Origin of the sequence: Enterococcus sp. UD-01, assembly GCF_044909655.1 — a bacterium.
Taxonomy (GTDB): Bacteria; Bacillota; Bacilli; order Lactobacillales; family Enterococcaceae; genus Enterococcus_L.
In genome coordinates, this window is sequence record NZ_JBIYEU010000001.1 from 247,165 (window position 1) to 273,057 (window position 25,893).

The window sequence follows — 25,893 nt, forward strand, 5'->3', positions numbered from 1 at the left end:
AGTTAATCAAGGAATCGGATATAAATTGAATAATACATTAAATATATTTTTGTTGATAATAATTTGATATTAAAAAGTATATACAAGCCGGGATAATCCGTTATATCAGGTTTTAAGACGTTTTTAAGTCACTATATATTAAAAAAATAAATAATATTGAATAAAAAAGTGCATTTTTTCAAAACATATTATTTCCAAAAATATTATAAAGGTTATAAAATCCAATGGTAGAAGTTAATTTTTTTGTTCCTAATTATTTTAGCGAAAGGGGAGAAAATTGAATTTTATGGCGAGGCTTCTATTTGTTTGTTTTGTGTTGCACGGTTAAGTAAAGAGGAGGATAATCATGAAAAATGGTAAACCAAAAAAGATGAATAAATCAAAAAAGCAAAATAAATATCGGGCAGTTTCAATCGCGATGACTAGTAGTTTACTGATTGCACCTTTGGCAGTTCCGTTAACATTTTATTTACCAGGCGGTATTACTGCATCAGCAGCTGTTTTAGATGCAGAGATTTTATCAAACATTAATAGTTCAAATGATAGCGGAACCACCACAGCAAATCGCTGGACGGCTGATGGCTCAGCTCAAAATGTCAATTTTTCTATTTCTGGCAGTGAACTTGTCGGCGCTTCTGCTGTTGCAAGTGGAACAAAACAAGCAGTTTTAGCTATTCCAAATGAATTGCGGGGAAATGTCGCAACCAATGGAACAGCCACTATTAATACAAACGTTACTCTTACCCTTAGCGACTTAACATTTTTAACAGGAACTCTGGATGCCGTTAATGATTTAACGAATTTATTGACAGATATTCTTGACGGAACTTTGGGCAGCTTAACCGGCGTTACGTTAAATTTAACGAATGTAAATCAAAAAATTGATGCTATTAATAATCTTGAAAACTTAGGCAGTGCAACTTTTAATACAAATGCTGTATTAGCTGCAGACGGGTCATATATTTCTGCAAACTTAGACGACGGATTAGGTTTAGTACTAGCACAAAATGTTTCTGGATTACTCCAAGATTTAAAAGCAGCTGTAGACGAATTACAAGCTACAGGCAGCGGAATTGCCAGCAATGTTGTGGCAACGGCGATTAATGCTGCGTTACTTCCTGTAAAAGGAACAGTCGATACGGCAATCAATGTAGCTCTTCCATTAGTAAATGTTGGCGGCAGCGGAGTCAATCAGTTAGCTGATGCTTCTGTTCTCGGCTCGACAACGGTATCTATTCCGACAACGATTACTAGCCCTACCAATTTAAGTCAAAATTTAGATGCTCGTTTCGTTGGAACAGTGGTCAAAGCAGATGCAATTGACGTTTCTTTAATCAGTACAGCAAATGGTGTCTCAAACGTTTATTATGCTCCAGGAACGGCTTCAACTGTCGCACAGCCTGTCGTAACTAGCACAACGGGTAATTCGAGTTCAGGGTATACCGTTGTCGGAACAGCAACTGCTGGAAATACAGTAGAAATTCGTAATGCGGCTGGTACTACAATCGGTACTGCAGTAGCCAATAGTAGCGGCGACTTTACAATTACTATTCCGCAGGGCCAAGCAAGTGCAAATGAATCCTTAAATGCGGTGGCAATTGATGGCGAAAATGAAAGTGCACCTACATCGTTCACTACACCAGCAGACTCAACAACGACTGTAACTGCGCCGACTGTTGATAGTGTTACAGGAGATTCTACAGCTGGTTATACAGTGACTGGTAAGGCAACTGCTGGAAATACGGTAGAAATTCGTAATGCGGCCGGAACTACAATTGGCACAGCCGTAGCTAACGGCAGCGGCGACTTTACAGTCACTATTCCACAAGGCCAAGCAAGTGCAAATGAATCTTTAAGTGCGGTGGCAATTGATGGTGAAGATGAAAGTACACCTACACCTTTCACCACACCAGCAGATTCTGTCACAGTAACTGCTCCAACCGTTGATAATGTCACTGGTAACTCAGCAGCTGGTTATACGGTAACCGGAACAGCACCGGCAGGCAGCACAGTTGAAGTGAAAAATGCAGGTGGAACAACAATTGGTACAACGACAGCAGATGAAAATGGCGACTTCACAGTGACAATCCCCGCTGGTTCAGCAACACCAAATGAACAATTAACAGCAACAGCAAAGGATGAAAACGGCAACACAAGTCCAGGCACAAACTTTACGACGCCAGCTGATCCAGTAACAGTAACTGCGCCAACAGTGGACAATGTAACAGGAAACTCAACAAGCGGTTACACAGTAACTGGTAAAGCAACCGCAGGCAATACTGTTGAAATCAAAAATACAGGCGGTACAGTGCTTGGTTCAGCGACAGTAGATGGAAATGGTGACTTCACTATTAATTTACCTGTGGGTGCTGCAAATCCTAGCCAACAATTGACTGCAGTAGCTAAAGATGCGAATAATAACACAAGCTCTGGTACTAATTTCACCACACCAGCTGATCCAGTAACGATTACTGCTCCAACCGTTGATCAAGTAACAGGGAATTCGACCGACGGCTATACAGTAACGGGAGAAGCACCGGCTGGAACAACCGTTGAAGTAAAAAATACAGGTGGCACAACAATCGGAACAGCAACAGCGGATGAAAATGGCGACTACACTGTTACGATTCCAGCAGGTGCTGCGAATCCTAATGAACAATTAACAGTGACAGCAAAGGATGAAAACGGCAACACAAGTCCAGGCACAAACTTTACGACGCCAGCTGATCCAGTAATAGTGACTGCGCCAACAGTGGACAATGTAACAGGAAACTCAACAAGCGGTTACACAGTAACTGGTAAAGCAACCGCAGGCAATACTGTTGAAATCAAAAATACAGGCGGTACAGTGCTAGGTACAGCAATAGCAAATCAAAATGGTGATTTCACTGTTATACTGCCGGCTGGTTCTGCTAATCCAAATCAACAATTGTTTGCTGTAGCTAAAGATGCTGACGACAATCAAAGTTCAGCTACTTCTTTCACCACACCGGCTGATCCAGTGACAGTTACTGCTCCAACCGTTGACGAAGTAACAGGAAACTCAACAAGTGGCTACACAGTGACTGGTACAGCTCCGGCAGATAGCACAGTCGAAGTGAAAAATACAGGCGGCACAACAATCGGGACAGCAACGGCGGATGAAAACGGAGCGTATACCGTTACAATTCCAGCGGGGGCTGCGACACCAAATGAACAATTAACAGCAACAGCTAAAGACGCAGATGGTAATACAAGTCCAGGCACAAACTTTACAACGCCGGCAGATCCAACAACAATAGCTGCACCAACAGTTGACAGTGTAACAGGAAACTCAACAAGCGGCTATACAGTAACTGGTAAAGCAACGGCAGGCAATACTGTGGAAATTAGAAACACAGGTGGTACAGTGCTTGGTTCAACGACAGCCGATGGAAATGGTGATTATACGATTACTTTATTACCTGGTTCAGCCAATCCGAACCAACAACTTTCAACGGTTATATAGTGACCGGAACAGCTCAGGCAGGTACTACTGTAGATGTGAAGAATAGCGGTGGCACGTTCGTTGGCACAACGACAGCCGATGGAAATGGAAACTACACCGTAACTATTCCGGCCGGCTCAGCAACGCCAAATGAACAATTAACAGTGACAGCGAGAGATGAAGATGGTAATACGAGTCCGGGAACGAATTTCACCACACCGGCTGATCCAGTAACAGTAACTGCGCCAACCGTTGACGAAGTGACAGGAAATTCAACAGACGGGTATACGGTAACCGGAACAGCTCCTGGCGGAAGCACTGTAGAAGTGACTAATAACGGAGGAACAGTTGTCGGTACAACGACGGCCGATGAAAATGGGGATTATACTGTGACGATTCCAGCTGGCTCTGCAAATCCAAACGAACAATTAACAGTAACAGCGAAAGATGAAGATGGCAATACAAGCCCAGGAACAAATTTCACTACACCATCTGATTCCGTAGCAGTGACTGCACCAACAGTTGATAGTGTCACAGGCAATTCAACAGCTGGCTATACAGTAACAGGAACGGCACCTGCTGGCAGCACAGTTGAAGTGAAAAATACTGGTGGTACAATAATTGGTACAGCAACTGCCGATGGCAATGGAGATTATACTATTACAATTCCGGCCGGTTCAGCAACACCAAATGAACAATTAACAGCAACAGCCAAAGATGCAGATGGTAATACAAGTCCAGGCACAAACTTTACAACACCGGCAGATTCAGTAACAATAGCTGCACCAACAGTTGATGATGTCACTGGAACTTCTGCAAATGGTTATACAGTCGTAGGTACAGCAACGGCTGGCAATACTGTTGAAATTAGAAATACTGGAGGAACAACAATCGGTACAGCTGTAGCAGACGAAAATGGCGATTACACGATCACTTTACCTGCTGGTTCAGCAACACCAAGAGAACAATTATCTGCTATCGCTAAAGATGATGCAGGTAATACAAGTTCCGAAACGTTGTTTATGACTCCAGCCGATTCAGTAACCTCTGAAGTTGCTGCACCAACAGTCGATGATGTCACTGGTACTTCTATGGACGGCTACACAGTTACTGGTAAAGCAACAGCAGGACATACTGTAGAGATCCGCAATGCGAACGGCTCGATTCTAGGTACAGCGGTCGTTAGCTCAGAAGGAAACTATAGTGTAATGATTCCAGAAGGATTAGCGACTGCCAATGAACAATTACAAGCTGTTGCGAAGAATTCTGCAGGAAATATGAGTTCTGCCACACCATTTGTTACACCAGCTGACCCAGACGTTGTTGTGGCAACGCCAATCATTGACCGAGTAGAAGGAACTTCATTAACAGGCTATACAGTTTATGGAAAAGCAACGCCGAATAACAGAGTAGAAATTTATAATTCTGATCAACAACTTTTAAGTCAGGCTACAGCATCTGCTATTCAGCCAGTTGGAAATGAAGTACAGCTTTATCGTTCATTCACTCCATTCGCGACATTTGCCCCACTTGCAGCGGAGGATGGGACTTTCGTAATTACGATCCCAGTAGGATTAGCAAGCGCTAATGAGCAATTACAGGCAATTGCGAAAGACGATGCAAATAATCAAAGTTCAGTTGCTTTGTTCAGTACACCAGCCGATCCAGATTCAGGAAATGGTAATGGCAACAACAATAATGGCAACGGAAGCGGTACTGGTACGAACAACGGTGGAAATACTAACAATAACGGCAGTGGCAATGGCATGAACAATACTGGCACTGGTACAGGAAACAATGGGAACGGTACAACCAGCGGAGGAACAGGTACTTACCGCACACTCGGCGGTTCTCAAAAAAATCTTCCAAATAATGGTGAAACACCAAATAACTGGGGGATTTTAGGTGCTATAGTGATCGGTGCTTTAGGATTCTTCTCATTCAAACGTAGAAACAAAGAGTAAAGCTAACTTGCATCACAACCTTCCATATGTTGAAACCTACAAGGGATATACCAATCTCTTGTAGGTTTTTTATTAGAATAAATCTTTCCTTATCTTACTATTTATCGTAAAATAAAAGAATACATAGAGAAGGAGGAAACGTGCATGCCAATTCGAGTTCCCAAGGAATTACCTGCGATCAAAGTGTTAGAAAAAGAGAAAATATTCGTTATGGATGAAGATCGGGCCATGCATCAGGATATTCGTCCTTTAAACATTTTAATCTTAAATTTAATGCCTAAAAAAGCTGAAACCGAAGTGCAATTATTAAGATTGTTGAGTAATACACCGCTTCAAATTAATATTGAGTTTTTACATATGAGTAGTCATGAGACCAAAAATACCTCCAGCGAACATTTAGAACGTTTCTATCATAAATTTTCCGAAATCAATGATTGTTTTTATGATGGGATGATTGTCACAGGAGCACCTGTTGAGCAATTACGCTTTGAAGAGGTTGATTACTGGCAGGAGCTGAAAGAAATTTTTCTTTGGAGCAACACGCATGTATTTTCTACTTTTTACATTTGCTGGGGAGCTCAAGCTGGCTTATATTATCATCATGGTATTCATAAATATCCTTTGAACCAGAAGCTATCTGGCGTTTATGAGCATGAAGTGCTAGATTCAACTTGGAGTATTTTGAAAGGCTTTGATGATTTATTTTTCGCTCCTCATTCAAGATACACGGAAGTGACGGAAGCAGATATCAGAGAAATTGATGGGCTGGAAATTTTGGCTTCTTCGGAACAAGCTGGCGTGTTTCTAGTAGGAAATAAAAATAATCGGGCCTTTTATGCAATGGGGCATTTAGAATATGACCGAAAAACGTTACAGCAAGAATTTATGCGCGATCAGGAAAAAGGTATCACCCCTAAAATTCCTGAAAATTATTTTCCCGCGAATGACTGCGATCAGAAACCACAGCTGCGTTGGCATATGGCTGCATCTTTGTTATTTTCTAATTGGTTAAATTACGCTGTATATCAAAACACACCTTATCATTTAACCGATTTATTGGAAGAGGGAAGAGAATAGAATGCTAACTTAGTTTACTATAATCTTATTATGTTCACTATCTATTGAAGACTACCGAACCTAGTTACTATAATATTGTTATGTAAACTAGGTTCGGTTATTAACCAAAAATGAGTAGTTGACTTCACTTTTCTTGTGATATATAATGTATATGAGAAGTTAACTACTCATCTTTAAGGAGTTTCATATGTTAATCATAAATAGAGTAAAAGAATTTCGCAAACAAAATAAGCTTACTCAAGAAGAGTTGGCAAGAAGAGTAGGGGTATCCCGAAAAACCATTGTTTCTTTAGAAAAGGGGAATTATATACCTTCACTGTTGTTGGCATTTCAAATTGCTAATGTATTACAGGTCGACATTAAAGAAATTTTTGAGCTGCAAGAGAACTATGAATAATTTCAGGAGTGTGTAATATGAGAAAAGTAATCTTTGAGCAAATTGGAAATACAGTCATCGCTGTCATTTTAATTATTTGCACGTGTCAAACTATTGCAACATCAACATTCAGTACAACTTATGGAGAATTTAATACAGAAATTCATTTCAATGCTACCTGGCTACTTTTCATTATCAGCATTGTTCTTTTTTCATTGGCAAGATTAGCTTATGCAAAGAAAATCGGAGCTAAAGACGGTTATAATACTAAAGAGGGCGAATTAAGCGCGCAAGACGAACGAGAAAAATTAATTGGATTAAAAGCAGCCAAAGTAACGTATCGAGCTTTAGTTTATTATATAGCAGTTGTTTTTACAATGGCTCTTTTTATCAGTATTTTCATTACTTCAGCAATTGTTTTACGAATGTTCTGTATAGTGATCATCGGTAGTTGTTTGATTGCTGCGTTTTTAATCTATATGGTTTCTTGGATTGTTTATGATCATAGACTATAGGACATTAGATACGACACTCAGGAACTATTAAAGCTGAGTGTTTTTTTGTACAGACAAAAGGTACATAGGACTGAATTCGAATGGTCTGCCAATTTAATTATTCATAACAAACTACTTTGTATAATGTATATTATGTAAACTAGAATAAAAGTCTATTTTTATCTAATGAAATTCGGTCTCTCTTTCTCCATAATCCTAGACAAATACGACTATTTAGAAAAATAAACACTCGCATGAATCTACTATTTTAAAGAGATTCATGCGAGTGTTTTGTAAAGCTATAAAATCGGCGATAATAATCTCGAGAAATTTTGCTTAAATCTTAACCAATGAGATTGTTTTTTTATTATTTCATCCGTTAACAAAATACTTTGTTCCATATCTTTTTCAAATATTTTTGTTAACTGCCACGCAATTTTGGTATCATAAATAAATGTACTTACTTCAAAATTAAGTGCGTAGCTCCTAATGTCCTGATTGGTAGTTCCGACCATACAGATTTCATCATCTATAATCATTGTTTTAGCATGCAGAAAGCCATTTTGATACATGTACACATTAATTCCTCGAAGATGCAGGTAATTTGCGTAATACTGAGTGGCTCGGTAAATGAACGGATGATCCGGCATACATGGAATCATAATTCTAACATCGATTCCGGAGCGTGTCGCAATTAATAACGCATTAATCATACTGTCATCGGGAATTAAATACGGTGTTTGAATCCAAACCGACTTTTCCGCTGCCAAAATCATTTTGATAAAGCCGCTTTTTAAAATTTCTTCTTCAGAATCCGGTCCATCAGAAACAATTTGTAAAGACAGCTCGCTTAATTCTTCATCTTCGGCAAATTGGAAATACTCTTCTAAATAAGCCATTTTTTGTTCTTCATGTCCGACTGAAGCATTCCAGTCCATAATAAAGATTTCCTGCAATGAAAAAACAGACGCTCCAACTAAACGAATATGAGTATCGCGCCAATAACCGAATTTTTTACTTTCTCCTAGGTACTGATCGCCGACATTGAAGCCCCCTGTCCAGCCGATTTTGCCGTCAATCACGACAATTTTTCGATGTAAATGGTAATTCAATCTTGTTTTACGAATCGTATCTTTAGAGGTAATAAAAGGCGCTACCTCCCCTCCTAAGTCAACGAACCGCTTGAAAAACTTCTTATCGGCACCAGGAGAACCCCAGGGATCATAAATTAAATGAACTGCGACCCCTTCTTTCAGTTTATCGCATAAAAGCGTTAAAAAACGATTGCCGATCCGATCATTGAAAAAGGAATAGTATTCGACGTGAACTGTTTCTTTGGCTTGACGAATATCTTCGAAGAGAGCTTCAAATTTTTCTTTGCCATCGGTATAAATGGCTAAATTGTTTCGTTTGGACAATGGTGAAGCATCCATATTGCGAAAGTATTTGTTCAATACACGAGCATCTGTCAGCAAATTGATATCCAAAGAATCGCTTGCTTTTAGATTATCCTGATCCACTTTCTGCTTAATTTCGCTAATCATTTTTTTATCATAATCGGTTAACTTAAAAACCTTTTGACCATCGATCCCTCGACCACAGAATAAATAAATAATAAAGCCAATGCCAGGTAAAAATAATAAGGTCATAATCCAAGCCAAAACACTTGAAATGCTTCGGGGTTTTCTAAAAACAGTGATTAACGCTGCAGTGGTATTCAATAACAGCAATCCCACCATTGTGAGAATAAAATATTTCATCTAGGTTCATTTCTCCCTTTAACTACATAGTGTCTTGATTATAGCAAAAACTGGTTGTTCCTCCAACAAATAACACTTTTTGTTTTCTGTTATAAACGTTTAAGTTCTCATTATGGCTAATCTGTACTATAATATTATGAATGATGCTAATGGATGAAAAGAGGATTTTGCTATGGACATAAAAATGCTGCTGACTATTTTTTTGATTAATTTTTCTTATATTACACTGAATACGATTCGTTTTATGCTAACGATGAAAGGCTACCGTCTGATCGCCCCCCTTGTTAGCATGGCCGAAATTACGATTTACGTTTTAGGCTTAAGCATGGTGCTGAATCGTCTGGATAACCCGCTTAATCTAATCGTCTACGCCTTAGGCTATGCGGTTGGCATCAGTGTAGGAATAAAAATTGAAGATTATCTTGCTCTAGGCTATATTATGGTTACAGCTATTTTACCTACTTATACTGAACAAGCCAATCTTCCAGAGATTTTACGGCAAAACGGTTATGGCGTGACTGAAAGCTATGGTACAGGACGTGAAGGCGAACGTCTGATTTTAGAAATACTTTCACCACGTAAAAATGAACGTAGCCTATACCGTTTAATCAATGAAAAAGAGCCTAGAGCCTTTATTATTTCTTATGAGCCTAAATTTATCTCTGGTGGCTTTTGGACAAAAAAAGTGCGCAAACGGAATCACTAAACGTGACTTCCATTTATTAGTTTACATAATAAATTTATAGTAACCTTAATTGATAATGTAGCTAATATTGCTGTTTTCAGAAAAATAAGTATGAAAAAGCAAGCTGTACAATTGCTTTTTAAAAAACATACGCTGATTGACTGGCAATTTATTTAATTCATGTACTAATTTTTGTAACTGTGGTGTATGAATGTCTATAGAAAAATCTTTATTTATTACCGGTAAAGTTAAATTATAACTTCCCTGCTCATCCTTTTGCAGCGTCCCGGTTTCAACTAAAGCCTCTTGGAAAATATTACGCTTGGAATTGTTCCGCTTTAACGAGCGCAAGATCCGCCGCGTCTGCAGCACAAAATAGTCCACGTCAACGTCACCAATTAATTGTTCCAGCGTCTGAAAGGTGCTGGGTACTTCTCCGCCTTCTGCAAGAACGGAAAAATAATTAGCAGCCGTAACCTCTTTCTTATCATCTGGGGTAATCGAAATAAAAGATAACGTTTCATTCCCTACTTCCGTTTTAGTAAGAAAATGCAAGGAAGATTTTCCTGAATCAACACCAAAAAAGTAGCTCTCTTCTGTAAATAAGAGCGGCCAAAGCCTTTGTCCCATGAGAAAACAGCCGAACTCTAGTTTCTCTTGTTTCATTTGCTGGATTTCAAGAATAACTTCCTCTGGTACAGCAAAATCACTCGAAGAAAAGATCGGGAAATTCAATGTATAACGTCTGTTTTTGCGTTCCAAAAGTTCGTATTTAATCAGCTGATCCAGAAAAACATCAAAATGCGGTTCCTTCTCAAATGCAGCTTTTAGCTGTCGCAAAATGACATTCGGCTGCTGTGTGAGATACTCAACAACCTGATGGAATAAGGGATTTGCCGTGATTTTTTTTAATTGTTTGTTGTTTTTTGTACCGAAATAGTATGTGATTTTTGCCAAAAGCTCACCTTCATCTTTTCTCTGTGATTTTATAAATAAGAAAAACTGCATTGGAAAGCTTTTCCACGTGCAGTTTTTCGTTTTTTTAGCTGAAAGCTTCAGTTAATTGAGGGACAACTTGCTTTTTACGTGAAACGACACCTTTCAGAAAGGCCCGATTATTTGCCAGCTTCACCTTAAACGCTTCTTCTACTTTATCTGTCGAGTCGCCAATCACGAGTAATTCAGAGTCACTGTTTAAAATATTAGTAATGATCAGAATGAACATGTCATAGCCGTTTGCTGCATTCGCAGCAGTCATTGCGGCTTCTAATTCAGCCTGACGATCCAATACCTCGTTTAAATCAACAGTATTGATTTGAGCAATCCGGACATTTTTAGCACCCATCGGGAAGCTTTTTGCATCAAGATCTAATAAGATTTCTGCTGTTTTGTCGCTTAAATTCGTTCCAGCCTTCAGCATATCCAAGCCGTATTCTTCTAAGCTGATTTCTGCAATTCCAGCGAGTTCGTTTGCTGCATCAATGTCTTCCTGTGTACAGGTTGGTGATTTGAACAATAATGTATCTGAAATAATCGCAGAGACAAGCATGCCGGCGATTTGTTTTGGAATAGTTACGTTGTTTTCTTTGAACATTTTTAAGACAATCGTACTTGTGCAACCAACAGGCTCTGCTCGATAATACAGCGGATCAGCGGTTTGGAAATTCGCAATTCTGTGATGATCCACAACAGACAAAATCGTCAAAGCTTCAATATCGGAGATACTCTGCTGAAATTCATTGTGATCTACCAGCATCACTAAATTTGTTTCAGGAGCAGCGCTTTCTACTACTCTTGGGGCTTCTACGTTAAAATAATCCAAAGCGTATTGTGTTTCTTCGCTCGGAGCACCAAGTGCTACGGCTTCCGTATCTTTTCCAAGTTCTTTTTGTAAATACGCAAAGCCAATCGCTGCACCAATTGCGTCAGTGTCAGGATTTTGATGGCCAAATACTAAAATTTTTGACATATGAACTGTTCACTCTCCTTTTGTTCTTCCCTATTAATAATAACAAAAAATAGAAAAGAAACAACAATATTTGCTGCTCTTTTCTATTTTTATCAGTTAACGAGTTGCATAGCCTTTGTAATCATCGACATGCAATAGTTTTCGTGCATTCAGGACACGATCATCTGTCGGAGGATTAATCCCTTCCAAAGGATAATCTAAACCTAGCTCGTCCCATTTGAATTTACCCATCGTATGATAAGGCAATACTTCAACTTTATCCACATTGTTCAACGTTTTGATGAACGCATCCAAACGAATTAAATACTCATCATAATCGCTTCTTTGCGGTACCAGAACATGTCTGATCCAAACAGGCTTGTTAATTTCGGAAAGGTATTTGGCCATTTCCAAAATATTATCGTTGCTTTGTGTTGTTAAAAGCTGATGTTGTTCATTATCAATATGCTTAATATCGAATAATAATAAATCGGTATATTTCATTAATTCTTGAAAGTGGCTGAAGAAAGGTTCTTCTCTTGTAAACGGCTTACCGCAAGTATCAAGTGTGGTATGAATCCCCATATCTTTGGCCTTTTTAAATAAGTCAATCAAGAATTCGGGTTGAAGTAGCGGCTCACCACCGCTAACAGTAATACCGCCTTTTTCGCCCCAATAAGAACGATATTTCAGTGCTTCTTCCAATACTTCATCAGTTGTAACTACACGTCCGCCGGAACCGATCTTCCAAGTGTCGGGATTATGACAAAATTGGCAGCGCATCCGGCAACCTTGAGTAAATACAATAAAGCGAACACCAGGTCCATCAACGGTACCAAAATTTTCAGTAGAATGGATTCTACCAGTGACAGGAGTCGTCATTTTATTATCCCCATTTCCAATGTTTAGTAGAGTTAAAAAAGGGATGACTTGACGTCACCCCTTTAGTTGTTAATTATTACAGTCTGTCATGTGAAGTTCTTGAGATAACGTCTGCTTGTTGCTCAGGAGTTAAGTCACGGAATTTCACGGCATATCCAGATACACGGATTGTTAAGTTAGGGTATTTTTCAGGATGAGCTTGAGCATCCAATAACAATTCGTTTGTAAATACGTTGACGTTTAAGTGGTAGCCACCTTTATCGAAGTAGCCGTCCATTACGTTACGTAGGTTAGCGATTCTAGTATCATCATCTTTACCTAAACCGTTAGGGTTGATTGTTTGTGTATTAGAAATACCATCTAAAGCACTTGTATATTCTAATCTAGCAGTTGAGTTAAGTGATGCTAAAAGACCATTTTTCTCACCTAAGAATTTACCGTCACGGTAGCTTGGGTTAGCACCTGGTGCTAATGGTTTACCTGCACGACGTCCATCCGGTGTATTACCAGTTGCTTTACCGTAAACAACATTAGAAGTGATTGTTAATAATGAAGTTGTTGGTTTAGCGTTACGATAAGTATGTTGACGTTTGATTTGAGTCATGAAGTAATCTAAGATCCAGTTTGCTGTAGCATCTGCTTCTTCATTATCATTACCGTAAGTTGGGAATTCGTTTTGTGGAACGTAATCAACAGCTAAGCCGTTTTCGTCACGGATTACTTTTACGTTGCCGTGTTTGATCGCCATTACTGAGTCAGCAGCATGTGAAATCCCCGCAATACCAGTCGCAAAAGTACGTTGTAGATTACTTTCCATGAAGGCTAATTGTAATGCTTCATAAGAATATTTGTCATGCATGTAATGAATCACATTTAATGTGTTTACATATAATTCAGCTAACCAGTCCATGATATCTTTATAGCGGTCGATGAATTCGTTGTAGTCTAAAGTATCGCCAGTCATTGGACGGAATTTAGGTGCAACTTGCATTTTTGTTTTTTCGTCTACGCCGCCGTTAATTGCATAAAGAACTGCTTTAGCCAAGTTAGCACGGGCACCGAAGAATTGCATGTCTTTACCCATAACGGTTGCAGATACACAGCAGGCAATCGCACAGTCATCTGAACCCCAGTTTGTTCTTAACAAGTCATCGTTTTCAAATTGGATAGATGAGCTTTGTTTAGCAATTTTAGAAGCGAATGTTCTAAAGCCTTCTGGTAAACGAGATGAATATAGGACAGTCAAGTTTGGTTCTGGTGATGGTCCCATGTTTGTTAAGGTATGCAAGATACGGAAATCATTTTTTGTTACTAATGAACGTCCGTCTAAGCCCATACCAGCGATTGACAAGGTAGCCCAGATTGGGTAGCCAGAGAATAATTGGTTGTATTCAGGTGTACGAGCGAATTTAACCATACGTAATTTCATGATTAAATGATCGATCATTTCTTGTGCTTCGAATTCTGTAATGGCACCAGCTTCTAAATCACGTTGGATGTAGATATCCAAGAATGCAGAGATACGTCCGATAGACATTGCTGCACCGTTTTGTGATTTGATGGCACCTAGGTAACCGAAGTATAACCATTGGATAGCTTCTTGTGCATTTGCAGCTGGTTTAGAAATATCAAAACCGTAAGTTGAAGCCATTTCTTTAAGATCAGCCATTGCTCTGATTTGTTCAGCAATTTCTTCTCTTAGACGAATAACGTCATCTGTCATGACTTTGTTACCAGTATTACTTAGATCTTTTTTCTTTTCAGCGATTAAGTAATCCATACCGTACAATGCAATACGACGGTAGTCACCGATGATACGGCCGCGTCCGTAAGCATCTGGCAAACCAGTAATAATTTTGTTTTTACGAGCTGCTCTCATTTCTGGAGTATAAGCATCAAAAACACCTTGGTTGTGTGTTTTTCTCCACTCTGTAAAGATTTTAGACATTTCGGGGTCTACTTCGTAACCGTTTGAAGATAGAGAGTTGTTTGCCATGTTGATACCGCCAAATGGCATGAATGCTTGTTTCAAAGGTACATCTGTTTGTAGTCCAACGATTTTTTCTTCTTCTTTGATTAGGTAACCAGGTTCATGAGACGTAATTGTTGCAGGAATGTTGTTGTCCATGTCGTAAACGCCATTTTGTTGGTGTTGTACTTCGAATAATTCCTGTAATTTTGTCCATAATTTGTCTGTGCTTGGCGCGATTGGCTCTAGGAAAGAATCATCACCTGTGTATTCTGTGTAGTTTTCTTGAATGAAATCACGTGTATCTACTGATTTTCTCCATTTGTCGCCTTTAAAGCCTTTCCATTGCTCCATTGTTGGGCCTCCTTAGTTATGCTGTCATCTACTGTAACAGCTTTATGTGATCAGTATAACACATAGTCATTTTTATGCAAGCCTTTCCTAAATAATAATTGAACGAAATTTACTATTTTTTTCTATATATACGATTAAACACCGGTATATAAGGCTTTTATCTTTGTGATGTGTTTAACTAATTTTAAAAAATCTCTTGTGATTCATTGAAGTACTGTAGCAAAAAAAGCAAAAACTGTATTAATACAGTTTTTGCTTTTTTATAATTCTATAGAACAGATGATAGAAATTAATTAAGCTTCAGGCTCTTCTTTTTTATCTAACTCTGCGGTATGCATGATATGAGCTTCCAAGAGTTCACCTTCTAATTTTTCGTCAAATAAGAAGGAACCATTGGATGTGCGGTCATTAATCGCATATTTTTCAGGATCAATTGTATACTGCTGTCCTTTTTGTGTGGTTACCAGTAGTTCAAGTGAACTACTTTCGGCCATAAACATCACGCGGTGCGGATTCTTCTTCAATTCACGCAACACCATTAACCCACGTTTGGCACGACCCAATTGGGTTAATTCCTGAGCCAGCATCCGTTTAACAGCCCCTCTTTGCGTTAAGATAACTACGGGTGTATCGCCTTCCTGATAAACTAAAAGTCCATTGACGACATAGTCCTGATCCTTTAGATTCATTGCTTTTACCCCAGCGGCTTTTGCGCCAACTACAGGAACTTCTGCTAATGGATAGCGCAAGCCAAAGCCGCGATGACTAACCAAAAAGACATCTAAATCGTTTTGTTCTTCGGTTAAATAAACATTAACAATTTCGTCTGTGTCTGATTTTAGCTTCATACAATTAGTTGGTCGACTCTTATATGTGCGCCAAGGCTCAAAGTCAGTCATTTTCGTTTGCTTAATCATACCTTCCTTGGTCATGAAAACAAAGGTTTTCTCCGGAGAAAGCTCTTTGTAGGTGTAGACAGCAATGATTGATTCGTCAATTGCCAGATTCAAAATAGTTTGTGAAATGTGTTCACCAATTTCTTTCCATTTTAAATCAGGCAGCTCATGAATCGGACGATAAATGACATTTGCCTTGTTAGTAATCAGCAAAATATGGTCCAATGTATTGACTTCACCCGTAAATAAGAGGAAGTCGCCTTCTTTCATGCCGATTTCTTCCGGCTTGGAGGCACTGTAGGAACGTAAGCTGCTGCGTTTAATGTAGCCTTCGTGTGTTACGGTCACAACTACATCTTCCTGCGCAACCAGAACTTCCGTTTCAATTTTAATTTCTTGAATTTCTTCTTCGATTTTAGTTAAGCGTTCATGACTATATTGCTTCTTGACTTCACGCAATTCTTTTTTCATCACATTTAACAATTGCTTCTCGTCATTTAGAATTAACGTTAATTCAGAAATACGTTGATTTAATTCCTCATCTTCTTTTTCTAGTTGAGTAATATCCGTATTGGTTAAACGATACAGCTGTAAAGTCACAATCGCTTCAGCCTGCTCTTCTGTAAAGGCATACTCTCTCACCAGATTTGTTTTTGCATCTTTTTTGTCTTTACTGCCGCGAATCGTTTCAATAACTTGATCTAAAATGGATAAGGCCTTAATCAATCCGGCGACGATATGCTGCCGTTTTTGCGCTTTATTCAAATCAAAGCGGCTGCGATTAGTAATGACTTCTTTTCTATGAACAATATAACTGTCTAAAATCCGTTTTAGTCCGACTTGGTGCGGTGTCATATTATCAATAGCGACCATGTTGAAGTTGTAATTAATTTGCAGCTCTGTATTTTTGAATAAATAGTTCAAAATACCTTCAGCGTTGGTGTCTTTTTTCAGCTCAATAGCAATCTGCAGTCCTGTACGGTCACTTTCGTCACGTACCTCAGCGATACCATCCACTTTTTTATTTAAACGGATTTCGTCAATTTTTTTAACGAGAGTCGCTTTGTTCACTTCATAAGGAATTTCGGTAACGATAATTTGTTGTTTGCCGCCTTTTAGCGGTTCGATTTTGGTTTTCGAACGTAAAATAACCTTGCCGCGGCCGCTTTCATAAGCTTTTTTAATCTCATTTTTCCCTTGCAAAATACCACCTGTAGGAAAATCAGGCCCTGGAATAAATTCCATCAGCTTATCCAGCGACGCATTCGGATGATCAATTAAATAAATGGTTCCGTCAATAATTTCGGCTAAATTATGTGTGGGAATTTCAGTTGCATATCCTGCTGAGATCCCGGTAGAGCCGTTTACCAGTAAATTAGGATATTTCGCTGGTAAAACGGTTGGTTCTTTTTCTGTATCATCAAAGTTCCAGACAAAATCAACCGTTTCTTTTTCGATATCTTTCAATAGCTCGCCGCTCAATTCAGATAAACGTGCTTCGGTATAACGCATGGCAGCCGGCGGATCGCCATCCATACTTCCGTTGTTTCCGTGCATTTCAATTAGGATTTCTCGTAACTTCCAATCCTGACTTAAACGTACCATGGCTTCGTAGATACTACTATCCCCATGTGGGTGGTAATTCCCCATGATATTACCGACGGATTTCGCCGATTTTCTAAAGCCTTTGTCGAAGGTATTGCCGTCTTTGTTCATTGAGAATAAAATTCTGCGCTGTACAGGTTTTAAGCCATCACGAATATCCGGCAAAGCGCGTTCTTGAATGATATATTTGGAATATCTTCCAAAACGATCGCCCATCACTTCTTCAAGGGTCAATTCTTGAATTTCCTGGTGTTTTTCCAAACTCGTCACTCCCTACTCTAAATCAAATAAGCTGATTTCTTCTGTTTGTTTACGTTCAGCTTCTTCTTCCAGCACTTCATTGGTAATAGAGGCATGCTCTTTCTCGCCATCTTTACGGTCTAAAATACTGCCGTCTTCTTCAAGAGTGAATTGAACGTGGCGTTCGATCCATTTTCTTCTCGGCTCTACTTTATCACCCATTAGCGTTGTTACACGGCGCTCAGCTTGAGCTGCATCATCGATGCGAACGCGAATTAATGTCCGTGTTTCAGGGTCCATCGTTGTTTCCCAAAGTTGGTCTGCATTCATTTCCCCTAGACCTTTATAGCGCTGCAGCATATAGCCCTTGCCGATTTTTTCTGTTGCCTGTGCCAACTCGTCATCCGTCCAAGCATATTCGATTACAGCTTTTTTACCGACCCCTTTAGACACTTTATAAAGCGGCGGCAGTGCAATATAGACTTTTCCGGCTTCGATCAAAGGCTTCATATACCGATAAAAGAATGTTAACAGCAACACTTGAATGTGAGCACCATCCGTATCCGCATCGGTCATAATAATTACTTTGTCGTAATTGCAATCCTCTACTGAAAACTCTGGACCGACACCTGCGCCAATTGTATAGATCATCGTATTAATTTCTTCGTTTTTTAAGATATCCTGCATTTTCGCTTTTTCCGTGTTCAACACTTTTCCGCGTAATGGTAAAATCGCTTGGAATTTTCTGTCGCGTCCTTGCTTGGCAGAGCCGCCGGCAGAATCTCCTTCGACCAGATATAATTCATTTTTCTTAGGATTCCGTGATTGAGCCGGAGTTAACTTACCAGATAAAAGCGATTCGCCTTTTTTCCGCTTTTTGCCATTGCGACTTTCTTCACGGGCTTTGCGAGCCGCTTCGCGCGCTTCACGGGCTTTGATCGCTTTTCTGACTAGCTGTTGACTCATTTCACTGTTTTCCTGAAGGTAAAAGCCCATTTGCTCGCCTACGACATTATCAACAGCGTTACGTGCCATTGGTGTACCTAGCTTTTCTTTTGTTTGACCTTCAAACTGTAGTAAATTTTCCGGTACACGAATCGATAAAACTGCCGCTAAGCCTTCTCGGAAATCGCTGCCTTCCAGATTTTTATCTTTTTCTTTTAATAATCCGACTTTTCGGGCATATTCATTGTAAGCTTTTGTCATGGATGTTTTCATGCCGACTTCATGAGTACCGCCGTCTTTTGTGCGGACATTGTTAACAAAGGAAAGCACATTTTCTGAATAACCGTCGTTATACTGATAAGACAGTTCGACTTCAATGCCATCCTTTTCTCCAGAGAAGTAAACTACAGGTGACAATGTATCTTTTTCTTCATTTAGGTATGCAACGAATTCCTTGATTCCTTCTTCATAATGAAAAACCTCTTCCTTCGGTTCTTCCCCTCTAAAATCAGCAAGCGTAATTTTCACGCCCTTTAACAGAAAGGCTGATTCTCTTAAACGCTCGGATAACGTTTCGTAGGAAAAATGAATCGTAGAAAAAATCGTTTCATCTGGTAAAAAGGTCACCGTTGTTCCATTTTTTTTATTGGTTTTGCCAACTTTTTTTAAGGTTCCTACTGGTTTACCGCCATTTTCAAAGCGTTCCATATATTCAACGCCATCGCGGACAATCCGAACTTCCAACCATTTGGATAAGGCGTTTACCACACTTGCTCCAACACCATGAAGTCCGCCGGAGGTTTTGTAACCGCCTTGGCCAAATTTTCCACCAGCATGTAAAACGGTAAAAATAACTTCAACCGTCGGAATTCCTGAAGCATGCGTTCCTACCGGCATTCCTCGTCCGGAGTCTTGAATTTTGATACTATTATCTTTTTGGATCGTCACATTAATTTCATTTCCGTAACCGGATAATGCTTCATCGACTGCATTGTCGACTATTTCATAGACCAAATGGTGTAATCCGCGGCTATCCGTGGAGCCGATGTACATTCCTGGTCTTTTACGAACGGCTTCCAAACCTTCTAAAACCTGAATGGAGGCGTCGTTGTATTCGTTGTTTACTTTTTTCGCCAAAGAAAAAACTCCTTATATTTGAATTCTAGGGCCTTTAGCCACATCATTACAATGATACTCTAAAAGCTCTCAAAAAAAAAGAGCTTTCCGTTTCGGTAACTCTTTCTTTAAAAAGATTTTTTGTTTATTTTTGCATTTCCGCTAGCTCAATCTTGATGCAACGGTTCATTATAATAGCATTTCTGCCGGCATTTTTCAAGATCTTAGCCGCTTCTTCACTTTCTAAGCCAAGCTGTGCCCAAAAGACTTTGGCATCTGTTTCTATGAAATCGCGTGCAACTTCCGGTAGAAATTCACTTCTGCGAAAGATATCAACAATGTCAATTGTTTCAGGAATATCCTGGAGCTTTTCATACACTTTTTCTCCTAGTATTTCCTGACCGACCAATACCGGATTCACCGGAATAATCTTATAGCCGTATTCCTGCAGGAGCTTGGCGATTTGATAGCTGGTACGGTCTTCTTTATTACTTAAACCAACCACAGCGATTCGTTTGGCTTCTTTTAAGTAATCAAAAATTTGTTCTTGTGCGGGATTTTCTATCGTCATGTTGTTCATCCTTTCTGAAATCTCTGTTGTTTCATTATACAACGAATAGATAATTATTGTTAGCTGTTTCTATTCATGATAAAATAAATGCTAGTTTAAATGAAAAGAGGTTGCTCAATGAAAATTTTGGTGCTATTGATTATCGCCTATCTTTTAGGGTCGATTCCGTCAGGTGTTTGGATCGGAAAGACTTTCTTTAAAAAAGATCTGCGTCAATTTGGCAGTGGCAATACCGGCACGACCAATACGTTTCGGGTGTTAGGAAAAAAAGCAGGCGTGGTCGTGTTGCTGATGGATATTTTAAAAGGAACATTAGCTACTAGCCTGCCAATCATTTTTGGTGTACCAGTTAATCCTCTGGTTTTTGGTGTGGCAGCTGTTTTAGGTCATACGTTTCCTGTATTTGCTAATTTTAAAGGAGGAAAAGCTGTTGCGACAAGTGCTGGCATGCTGTTAGCTTACAACCCAACATTTTTTGTTTATTCTGCTCTTATCTTTGTTCTTATGTTGTACATTACCAGTATGGTTAGTCTAACCAGCATGATTAGCGCTGTTTTAATTACATTGTCAACGATTATTTTGCCGTTTGCCATTCCGGCGATTTTACCGCACTTTGATTGGTTGTTGACGCTCATTGCAATTGCTTTAACGACATTTATCTTTATTCGTCACAAAGAAAATATTACTAGAATTAAGGATGGAACGGAAAGTCGGGTTCCTTTTGGTCTAGGCTCCAGTAAAAAATAAACGCAAAAAGAAACGATGCAGCGTTAGAAGCGCATCGTTTCTTTTTTTATTTTGCCGTTATAATGTATTCTGTGTTGAAGATCGCTGCAGCGTCTAAACGATTGATGCCGATTTTGTCGATCAGTTTACCGCTGGCGTTTAAACCGTCGGCAATGCCGCACCACGGCTCAATACAAACAAAGGGAGCTTCTTTATCATAAGGTGTCCAAATGCCGACAAACGGCATGTCAGTGTAGCTTAAGCTGATGCTATGAGCACTTTCATCGGAAGCAATGCTAAACGTATTTGTCCCTTTTGTTTCAAAAATAATCGCATCATTTTTAAACAATTCCCGGCGTAAATCAAGGCTTGTATTCGTTTGTCCCAAAGTTTTATGCTCAAAATCCGCATAAGGACCCACTAAAGGAATTTGAATGCGGGACTTTTGCGGAGAAAAACCAAGATAATAGTCTTCAAACGTCAAGTTTTGCTCCAGTGGTATATTGAAGGCCGGATGACCGCCAATGGAAAAGAGCATTTCTTGATCTCCAGTATTTTCTACTTGATAACGAACAGCAAGCTGATTGTCTTTTAATTCATAAGAGACAACTAGTTCAAAATCAAATGGATAGATTTTCTTCGTTTCAGCGTTGCTTTTTAGGGATAGTGAAGCTAATTCTGCTCCCTGTTCAATCACTTCAAATAAACAATCTCTGGCAAAGCCATGCTGGCCCATTTGATAAGTTTGATCCTCATAGGTGTATTGATCGTCTTTCAGGCGACCAACGAACGGAAACAAGACTGGTGCATGACGACCCCAAAATTGCGGGTCTCCCTGCCAAATGTATTCTAAATCATTTTTCTTTGATTTAAGACTAACGAGCTCTGCGCCGTCTTCTGCGATAGTGGCGATTAGAAATTCATTTTCAATTTGTACGGTCATGGACATTGCCTCCTATTGTTCGTCTTTTTCCAATTCTTTAATAAACTGTTTGTTTAATACTTTTAAATAGGTACCTTTCATTCCTAAAGAACGAGATTCAATAATGCCGGCGGATTCAAGCTTACGCAAAGCATTCACAATCACAGAACGCGTGATGCCGATTTCATCCGCAATACTGGAGGCTGTTAAGCGACCTTCTTCTCCATCCAAGGCTTTAAAAATAGCTTGAACAGCTTTTAATTCACTGTAGGACAACGTGTTAATTGCCATTTGCACTGCAGTCGCGCTACGAACATTCGCTTCAATATTTCTAGATTGCTGATAAAGAATTTGCATTCCCACTACTGTGGCGCTGTATTCTGCTAAAACTAAGTCCTCGTCACTGAAAGATTGTTCAACGCGGGCCAAAATAATTGTGCCCAAGCGCTCCCCAGCGCCGAAAATTGGAACAATCGTGGTTAAGCCGAAGGGATATTTTTCACGCAATTCTACAGGAAAAGCAGTCAAATCACTAGTAATAGAGATATTTGCTTCTGTCTTGTTTAAACCGTCTGCCGCATCTGTATAGCTTTGCGGAAATCTTTTTTCTTCAAACATATGCTTCACACGAGCGTTATTGACATCAAGCTTTTCATTATACCCAAGTAATACCCCTTCATTGCTGATGATGTAGGCATTGCTTTCCAATACATCCCCTAAAATCATTGCCATTTTATCGTAAGGCAGTTCTGCTTTTTGATCAAATGTATTTTTTTGTTGTAAAAGCTTATTGATTTGACGTGTTTTTTCTAATAAAGTAGTCATTTTTACTCCTCCAGTTTTTAAAGAATGTAACGGCTTAAATCTTCATTTTGGGCAATGCTGTTGAGTTTTTCATCGACATAGGCTTCTGTGATGGTGATTTCTCCCATTTGCATGTCTGGTGCTTCAAAAAGCAGATCTTCCAGTAAGCGTTCTAAAATAGTATGCAGACGACGCGCACCGATGTTATCTGTATCACGGTTCACTTCGTAAGCGATATTCGCAATTCGCTCAATCGCTTCTTTGGTGAAAATCACAGTGACATTTTCAGTGCCGATTAAAGCAATATATTGCTTGATCAGTGCATTGTTTGGTTCAGTCAAGATTCTAACGAAATCCGCCACCGTTAAATCATCTAATTCGACACGAATCGGAAAACGTCCCTGCAACTCAGGAATTAAATCGCTTGGTTTAGATAAATGAAAAGCACCGGAGGCAATAAATAAGATATGATCGGTTTGAATCGGACCGTATTTCGTATTGACCTGTGAGCCTTCTACGATCGGCAAAATATCACGTTGGACACCTTCTCTAGAAACCTCACCGGCGTTTTGCTGACTTTTTGACGTGATTTTGTCAAATTCATCAATAAAAATGATCCCGCTTGATTCTGCTAAACGAATAGCTTCACTATGGATATCCGCATCGTTTACAATCTTAGCTGACTCTTCTTTTACTAACAGCTCTTGGGCCTCTTTAACCGTGACCGTACGTTCCACTTTTTTCTTCGGTGTTAAAGCGCCCAAGGTTTCATTCAGATCAATCCCCATCTGTTCCATTCCGCTGTTCATAGCCGGCATCGTTTTCTTAGGTTCGTCAATTTCAATGGTTACCTCGCGATTGTCCAATAAGCCTTTTTCCAGCTGATCCAGAACGGTTTTTCGATTAATTTTGATCTCATCCGTTACCACTTCTTGAGATTCTGGTGTTTGTTGGGCTGTATTGAACATTTGCATCATTTGCTCAAACTGATTGGCAGAGGTTTGCTTTTGTTCTTTTTTGATTCCAGGCACTAAAACTTTTACCAAGCGCTGGTTGGCTTTCTTTAAGGCTTGAGAATAAACACGGCTGTACTGCATTTTCTCTACAATTTGAATGGCATTTTCCACCAGATCGCGAACCATGGATTCTACGTCGCGGCCTACATAGCCGACTTCTGTAAATTTCGTTGCTTCTACTTTGATGAACGGCGCATTAACAATTTTTGCCAAACGACGGGCAATTTCGGTTTTACCAACACCAGTTGGGCCAATCATCAGCATGTTTTTAGGTGTGACATCCTGCTGCATTTTTTCTTCCAGCTGGAGGCGTCGATAACGATTTCTTAAGGCCACGGCAACTGACTTTTTCGCTGTTTCCTGACCAATGATATATTCATCTAATTCTTTTACAATCTCTCTAGGTGTTTTATTTTCATACATCCTGCTTACCTCCGTTTACAATTCTTCTACAATGATATTATGATTCGTGAAAACACAAATATCAGCAGCAATATTCAATGCATTTTCTGCAATTTCTTTGGCAGACATGTCTTTTGCACCATAATTTTTCATTGCTCGAGCTGCGGCTAAAGCAAAGTTGCCACCTGATCCAATGGCCAAAATACCATCATCCGGAGTAATGACTTCTCCTGTTCCTGAAACCAGCAACATTTCTTTTTCATTCATGACAATCAACATCGCTTCCAGCTTTTGCATAGATTGCTGTGTACGCCATTCTTGAGCTAACTCGACTGCTGCTCTTGTTAAGTTGCCATTATATTCGTTTAATTTACCTTCGAATTTTTCTTCTAAAGTAAAAGCATCAGCTACACTTCCGGCAAAGCCGACAACGACCTCGTTATTATAAATACGGCGGACTTTTTTCGCTGAGCCTTTCATAACAACAGACTCGCCCATTGTTACTTGCCCGTCACCCGCCATTGCGAATTTTCCATCTTTTTCAACAGCACAGATTGTTGTTGAATGAAATTGTGATTCAACCATTTTATTTCCTCCTGTTCTTTCACCTGCTAAGCGCGAGGATGAAATGTTCGATAATTTTTTTGTAGGCTTTCCTTCGTGACATGCGCATAAATTTGAGTAGTCGACAAATCTGAATGACCTAACAACTCCTGCACCGTCCGCATATCCGCTCCATTGTTTAACAAATGAGTAGCAAAGGTGTGTCGTAGCATATGAGGATGAATATCACTGCTTAAGCTGCTTTTTTTAATTAATTGATTCAAAATATATTCAATTCCCGTAGTCGTCAACTGTTCACCATGGTGATTAATGAAAACATAAGAATGATTTTTTTGATATTTTTCCATCAACACTGTCCGACTATTTTCTAAATAGTCTTTTAACGCATCTTCAGCAAAGGAACCAAAAGGCACATAACGATCCTTGTTTCCTTTTCCGTGAATGAACAACACACGCGCGTTAAAATCAACCTGTTCAAGGGTCAAGTTCGCACATTCACTGACACGAATGCCGGTGCCGTAGAGAATTTCAAGCAAGGCTCGGTTTCTAAGCTCTAACGGCTTTTGTCCCTGTGCTGCCTCAAAAAGCGCCTCCATTTCCTTTTCATAAAAAAAACGCGGCAGTCGCAACTGCTTTTTCTTCATATGAACATAGGAAAAAGGATTTTCTTTAATAGCTTCATGCTTCAACAAAAATTGATAAAACGAACGTAAACTTGCGATTTTTCTGCTTATCGAATTCCGGCTGTATTTTTTGTCGTATAAAAAACTCAAATATGCCCGCACATCCAAGTGATCAATAGATAAGTAGTTAGCATCACCAGAATTATTTAAGAAGTCAAAAAAGTCATTCATATCTTCTTCATAAGCAATTTTTGTTTTTTCTGAATATCCTCGTTCGACAAGCAAATAATTGAAGAATAATGCCGGCCATTCTTTTTTTTGCATATGAAAAACCCCCATTAAATTACAAGGTAACTTTAGCATAACCATTTTGAAAAGACAAACGAATTGTCAGAATTTAATTAATATTTTCAAATTTAGTAACAATTTATTCATAAAGTCTTAAACGATTTCTTAGAAAGTCACAAAAAAGCAGAAGAATTTTCCTA

Annotated in this window: 20 protein-coding genes; 7 read left to right on the forward strand and 13 right to left on the reverse strand. The window is 39.3% G+C overall.

What is annotated here, in order from left to right; genetic code table 11:
- The first annotated feature begins 346 nt into the window (after positions 1-346).
- From ABH902_RS01300 to ABH902_RS01320, 5 genes are all read left to right on the forward strand, one after another.
- A complete protein-coding gene (locus ABH902_RS01300; RefSeq protein WP_404588721.1) occupies positions 347-3,487 on the forward strand; it encodes an Ig-like domain-containing protein in 3,141 nt (1,046 codons plus the stop codon).
- Positions 3,487-5,430 carry an Ig-like domain-containing protein gene (locus ABH902_RS01305; protein WP_404588722.1) on the forward strand — a complete coding sequence of 648 codons (1,944 nt, stop codon included), beginning with the start codon at positions 3,487-3,489 and terminating at the stop codon, positions 5,428-5,430. The genes ABH902_RS01300 and ABH902_RS01305 overlap by 1 nt, the downstream gene beginning before the upstream one ends.
- Before the next feature lie 144 nt (positions 5,431-5,574).
- On the forward strand, positions 5,575-6,507 hold the full coding sequence (gene metA / locus ABH902_RS01310; RefSeq protein WP_404588723.1) for a homoserine O-succinyltransferase: 933 nt from the start codon (positions 5,575-5,577) through the stop codon (positions 6,505-6,507).
- 187 nt (positions 6,508-6,694) lie between these two features.
- Entirely contained in the window at positions 6,695-6,904 is a 210-nt protein-coding gene (locus ABH902_RS01315) for a helix-turn-helix transcriptional regulator (protein ID WP_404588724.1), read from the forward strand.
- Positions 6,905-6,921: 17 nt separating this feature from the next.
- Complete coding sequence (locus tag ABH902_RS01320) at positions 6,922-7,398, forward strand: hypothetical protein (protein ID WP_404588725.1); 477 nt, start codon at positions 6,922-6,924, stop codon at positions 7,396-7,398.
- Between the two features lie 278 nt (positions 7,399-7,676).
- Here ABH902_RS01320 and cls read toward each other — a convergent pair whose 3' ends face one another.
- Positions 7,677-9,137 carry a cardiolipin synthase gene (gene cls / locus ABH902_RS01325; RefSeq protein WP_404588726.1) on the reverse strand — a complete coding sequence of 487 codons (1,461 nt, stop codon included), beginning with the start codon at positions 9,135-9,137 and terminating at the stop codon, positions 7,677-7,679.
- A 172-nt stretch (positions 9,138-9,309) separates the two neighbouring features.
- On the opposite strand from cls, the gene ABH902_RS01330 reads away from it, so the two are divergent.
- A complete protein-coding gene (locus ABH902_RS01330; protein WP_404588727.1) occupies positions 9,310-9,843 on the forward strand; it encodes a DUF2179 domain-containing protein in 534 nt (177 codons plus the stop codon).
- 45 nt (positions 9,844-9,888) lie between these two features.
- Here the strand turns inward: ABH902_RS01330 and ABH902_RS01335 are convergent, their stop codons facing one another.
- The 7 genes from ABH902_RS01335 to ABH902_RS01365 all read right to left on the reverse strand — a co-directional run bounded on the left by ABH902_RS01335 (position 9,889) and on the right by ABH902_RS01365 (position 20,357).
- Positions 9,889-10,779: a DUF1803 domain-containing protein gene (locus ABH902_RS01335; protein ID WP_404588728.1), complete on the reverse strand. Its 891-nt coding sequence runs from the start codon at positions 10,777-10,779 to the stop codon at positions 9,889-9,891.
- 85 nt (positions 10,780-10,864) lie between these two features.
- Positions 10,865-11,791, reverse strand: a complete 927-nt coding sequence (locus ABH902_RS01340; RefSeq protein WP_404588729.1) for a manganese-dependent inorganic pyrophosphatase — start codon at positions 11,789-11,791, stop codon at positions 10,865-10,867.
- 96 nt (positions 11,792-11,887) lie between these two features.
- Entirely contained in the window at positions 11,888-12,652 is a 765-nt protein-coding gene (gene pflA, locus ABH902_RS01345; protein WP_404588730.1) for a pyruvate formate-lyase-activating protein, read from the reverse strand.
- A gap of 76 nt (positions 12,653-12,728) precedes the next feature.
- Positions 12,729-14,975, reverse strand: a complete 2,247-nt coding sequence (gene pflB / locus ABH902_RS01350) for a formate C-acetyltransferase (protein ID WP_404588731.1) — start codon at positions 14,973-14,975, stop codon at positions 12,729-12,731.
- A 293-nt stretch (positions 14,976-15,268) separates the two neighbouring features.
- Positions 15,269-17,737 (reverse strand): DNA topoisomerase IV subunit A, encoded by a 2,469-nt coding sequence (gene parC, locus ABH902_RS01355; RefSeq protein ID WP_404588732.1) that lies wholly within the window; start codon positions 17,735-17,737, stop codon positions 15,269-15,271.
- A gap of 12 nt (positions 17,738-17,749) precedes the next feature.
- The gene (gene parE / locus ABH902_RS01360; RefSeq protein ID WP_404588733.1) at positions 17,750-19,798 is read right to left on the reverse strand and encodes a DNA topoisomerase IV subunit B; all 2,049 of its coding nucleotides are present in this window, start codon (positions 19,796-19,798) and stop codon (positions 17,750-17,752) included.
- A gap of 124 nt (positions 19,799-19,922) precedes the next feature.
- A complete protein-coding gene (locus ABH902_RS01365; protein ID WP_404588734.1) occupies positions 19,923-20,357 on the reverse strand; it encodes a CoA-binding protein in 435 nt (144 codons plus the stop codon).
- Between the two features lie 108 nt (positions 20,358-20,465).
- On the opposite strand from ABH902_RS01365, the gene plsY reads away from it, so the two are divergent.
- Positions 20,466-21,095, forward strand: coding sequence for a glycerol-3-phosphate 1-O-acyltransferase PlsY (plsY, locus tag ABH902_RS01370; protein ID WP_404588735.1), 630 nt, complete (start codon positions 20,466-20,468; stop codon positions 21,093-21,095).
- 46 nt (positions 21,096-21,141) lie between these two features.
- Here the strand turns inward: plsY and ABH902_RS01375 are convergent, their stop codons facing one another.
- Genes ABH902_RS01375 through xerC form a run of 5 tightly spaced genes read right to left on the reverse strand, consistent with a single transcriptional unit; the run spans position 21,142 to position 25,729 of the window.
- Positions 21,142-22,017, reverse strand: coding sequence for an aldose 1-epimerase family protein (locus ABH902_RS01375; RefSeq protein WP_404588736.1), 876 nt, complete (start codon positions 22,015-22,017; stop codon positions 21,142-21,144).
- A gap of 12 nt (positions 22,018-22,029) precedes the next feature.
- Positions 22,030-22,821: a GTP-sensing pleiotropic transcriptional regulator CodY gene (gene codY / locus ABH902_RS01380; protein WP_404588737.1), complete on the reverse strand. Its 792-nt coding sequence runs from the start codon at positions 22,819-22,821 to the stop codon at positions 22,030-22,032.
- 17 nt (positions 22,822-22,838) lie between these two features.
- Positions 22,839-24,239 (reverse strand): ATP-dependent protease ATPase subunit HslU, encoded by a 1,401-nt coding sequence (gene hslU, locus ABH902_RS01385; RefSeq protein ID WP_404588738.1) that lies wholly within the window; start codon positions 24,237-24,239, stop codon positions 22,839-22,841.
- 15 nt (positions 24,240-24,254) lie between these two features.
- Positions 24,255-24,803, reverse strand: coding sequence for an ATP-dependent protease subunit HslV (gene hslV / locus ABH902_RS01390; RefSeq protein WP_154775605.1), 549 nt, complete (start codon positions 24,801-24,803; stop codon positions 24,255-24,257).
- A 26-nt stretch (positions 24,804-24,829) separates the two neighbouring features.
- A complete protein-coding gene (gene xerC, locus ABH902_RS01395; RefSeq protein WP_404588739.1) occupies positions 24,830-25,729 on the reverse strand; it encodes a tyrosine recombinase XerC in 900 nt (299 codons plus the stop codon).
- Between the last annotated feature and the right edge of the window lie 164 nt (positions 25,730-25,893).

What these genes read in the sequence shown, in the direction of transcription:
- ABH902_RS01340 (WP_404588729.1), bottom strand. Translation starts at nt 11,791, where the DNA reads ATGTCAAAAATTTTAGTATTTGGCCATCAAAATCCTGACACTGACGCA.
- plsY (WP_404588735.1), top strand. Translation starts at nt 20,466, where the DNA reads ATGAAAATTTTGGTGCTATTGATTATCGCCTATCTTTTAGGGTCGATT.
- hslV (WP_154775605.1), bottom strand. Translation starts at nt 24,803, where the DNA reads ATGGTTGAATCACAATTTCATTCAACAACAATCTGTGCTGTTGAAAAA.
- xerC (WP_404588739.1), bottom strand. Translation starts at nt 25,729, where the DNA reads ATGCAAAAAAAAGAATGGCCGGCATTATTCTTCAATTATTTGCTTGTC.
- ABH902_RS01375 (WP_404588736.1), bottom strand. Translation starts at nt 22,017, where the DNA reads ATGACCGTACAAATTGAAAATGAATTTCTAATCGCCACTATCGCAGAA.
- ABH902_RS01300 (WP_404588721.1), top strand. Translation starts at nt 347, where the DNA reads ATGAAAAATGGTAAACCAAAAAAGATGAATAAATCAAAAAAGCAAAAT.
- pflA (WP_404588730.1), bottom strand. Translation starts at nt 12,652, where the DNA reads ATGACGACTCCTGTCACTGGTAGAATCCATTCTACTGAAAATTTTGGT.
- ABH902_RS01315 (WP_404588724.1), top strand. Translation starts at nt 6,695, where the DNA reads ATGTTAATCATAAATAGAGTAAAAGAATTTCGCAAACAAAATAAGCTT.
- codY (WP_404588737.1), bottom strand. Translation starts at nt 22,821, where the DNA reads ATGACTACTTTATTAGAAAAAACACGTCAAATCAATAAGCTTTTACAA.
- ABH902_RS01330 (WP_404588727.1), top strand. Translation starts at nt 9,310, where the DNA reads ATGGACATAAAAATGCTGCTGACTATTTTTTTGATTAATTTTTCTTAT.
- hslU (WP_404588738.1), bottom strand. Translation starts at nt 24,239, where the DNA reads ATGTATGAAAATAAAACACCTAGAGAGATTGTAAAAGAATTAGATGAA.
- cls (WP_404588726.1), bottom strand. Translation starts at nt 9,137, where the DNA reads ATGAAATATTTTATTCTCACAATGGTGGGATTGCTGTTATTGAATACC.
- metA (WP_404588723.1), top strand. Translation starts at nt 5,575, where the DNA reads ATGCCAATTCGAGTTCCCAAGGAATTACCTGCGATCAAAGTGTTAGAA.
- pflB (WP_404588731.1), bottom strand. Translation starts at nt 14,975, where the DNA reads ATGGAGCAATGGAAAGGCTTTAAAGGCGACAAATGGAGAAAATCAGTA.
- ABH902_RS01365 (WP_404588734.1), bottom strand. Translation starts at nt 20,357, where the DNA reads ATGAACAACATGACGATAGAAAATCCCGCACAAGAACAAATTTTTGAT.
- ABH902_RS01320 (WP_404588725.1), top strand. Translation starts at nt 6,922, where the DNA reads ATGAGAAAAGTAATCTTTGAGCAAATTGGAAATACAGTCATCGCTGTC.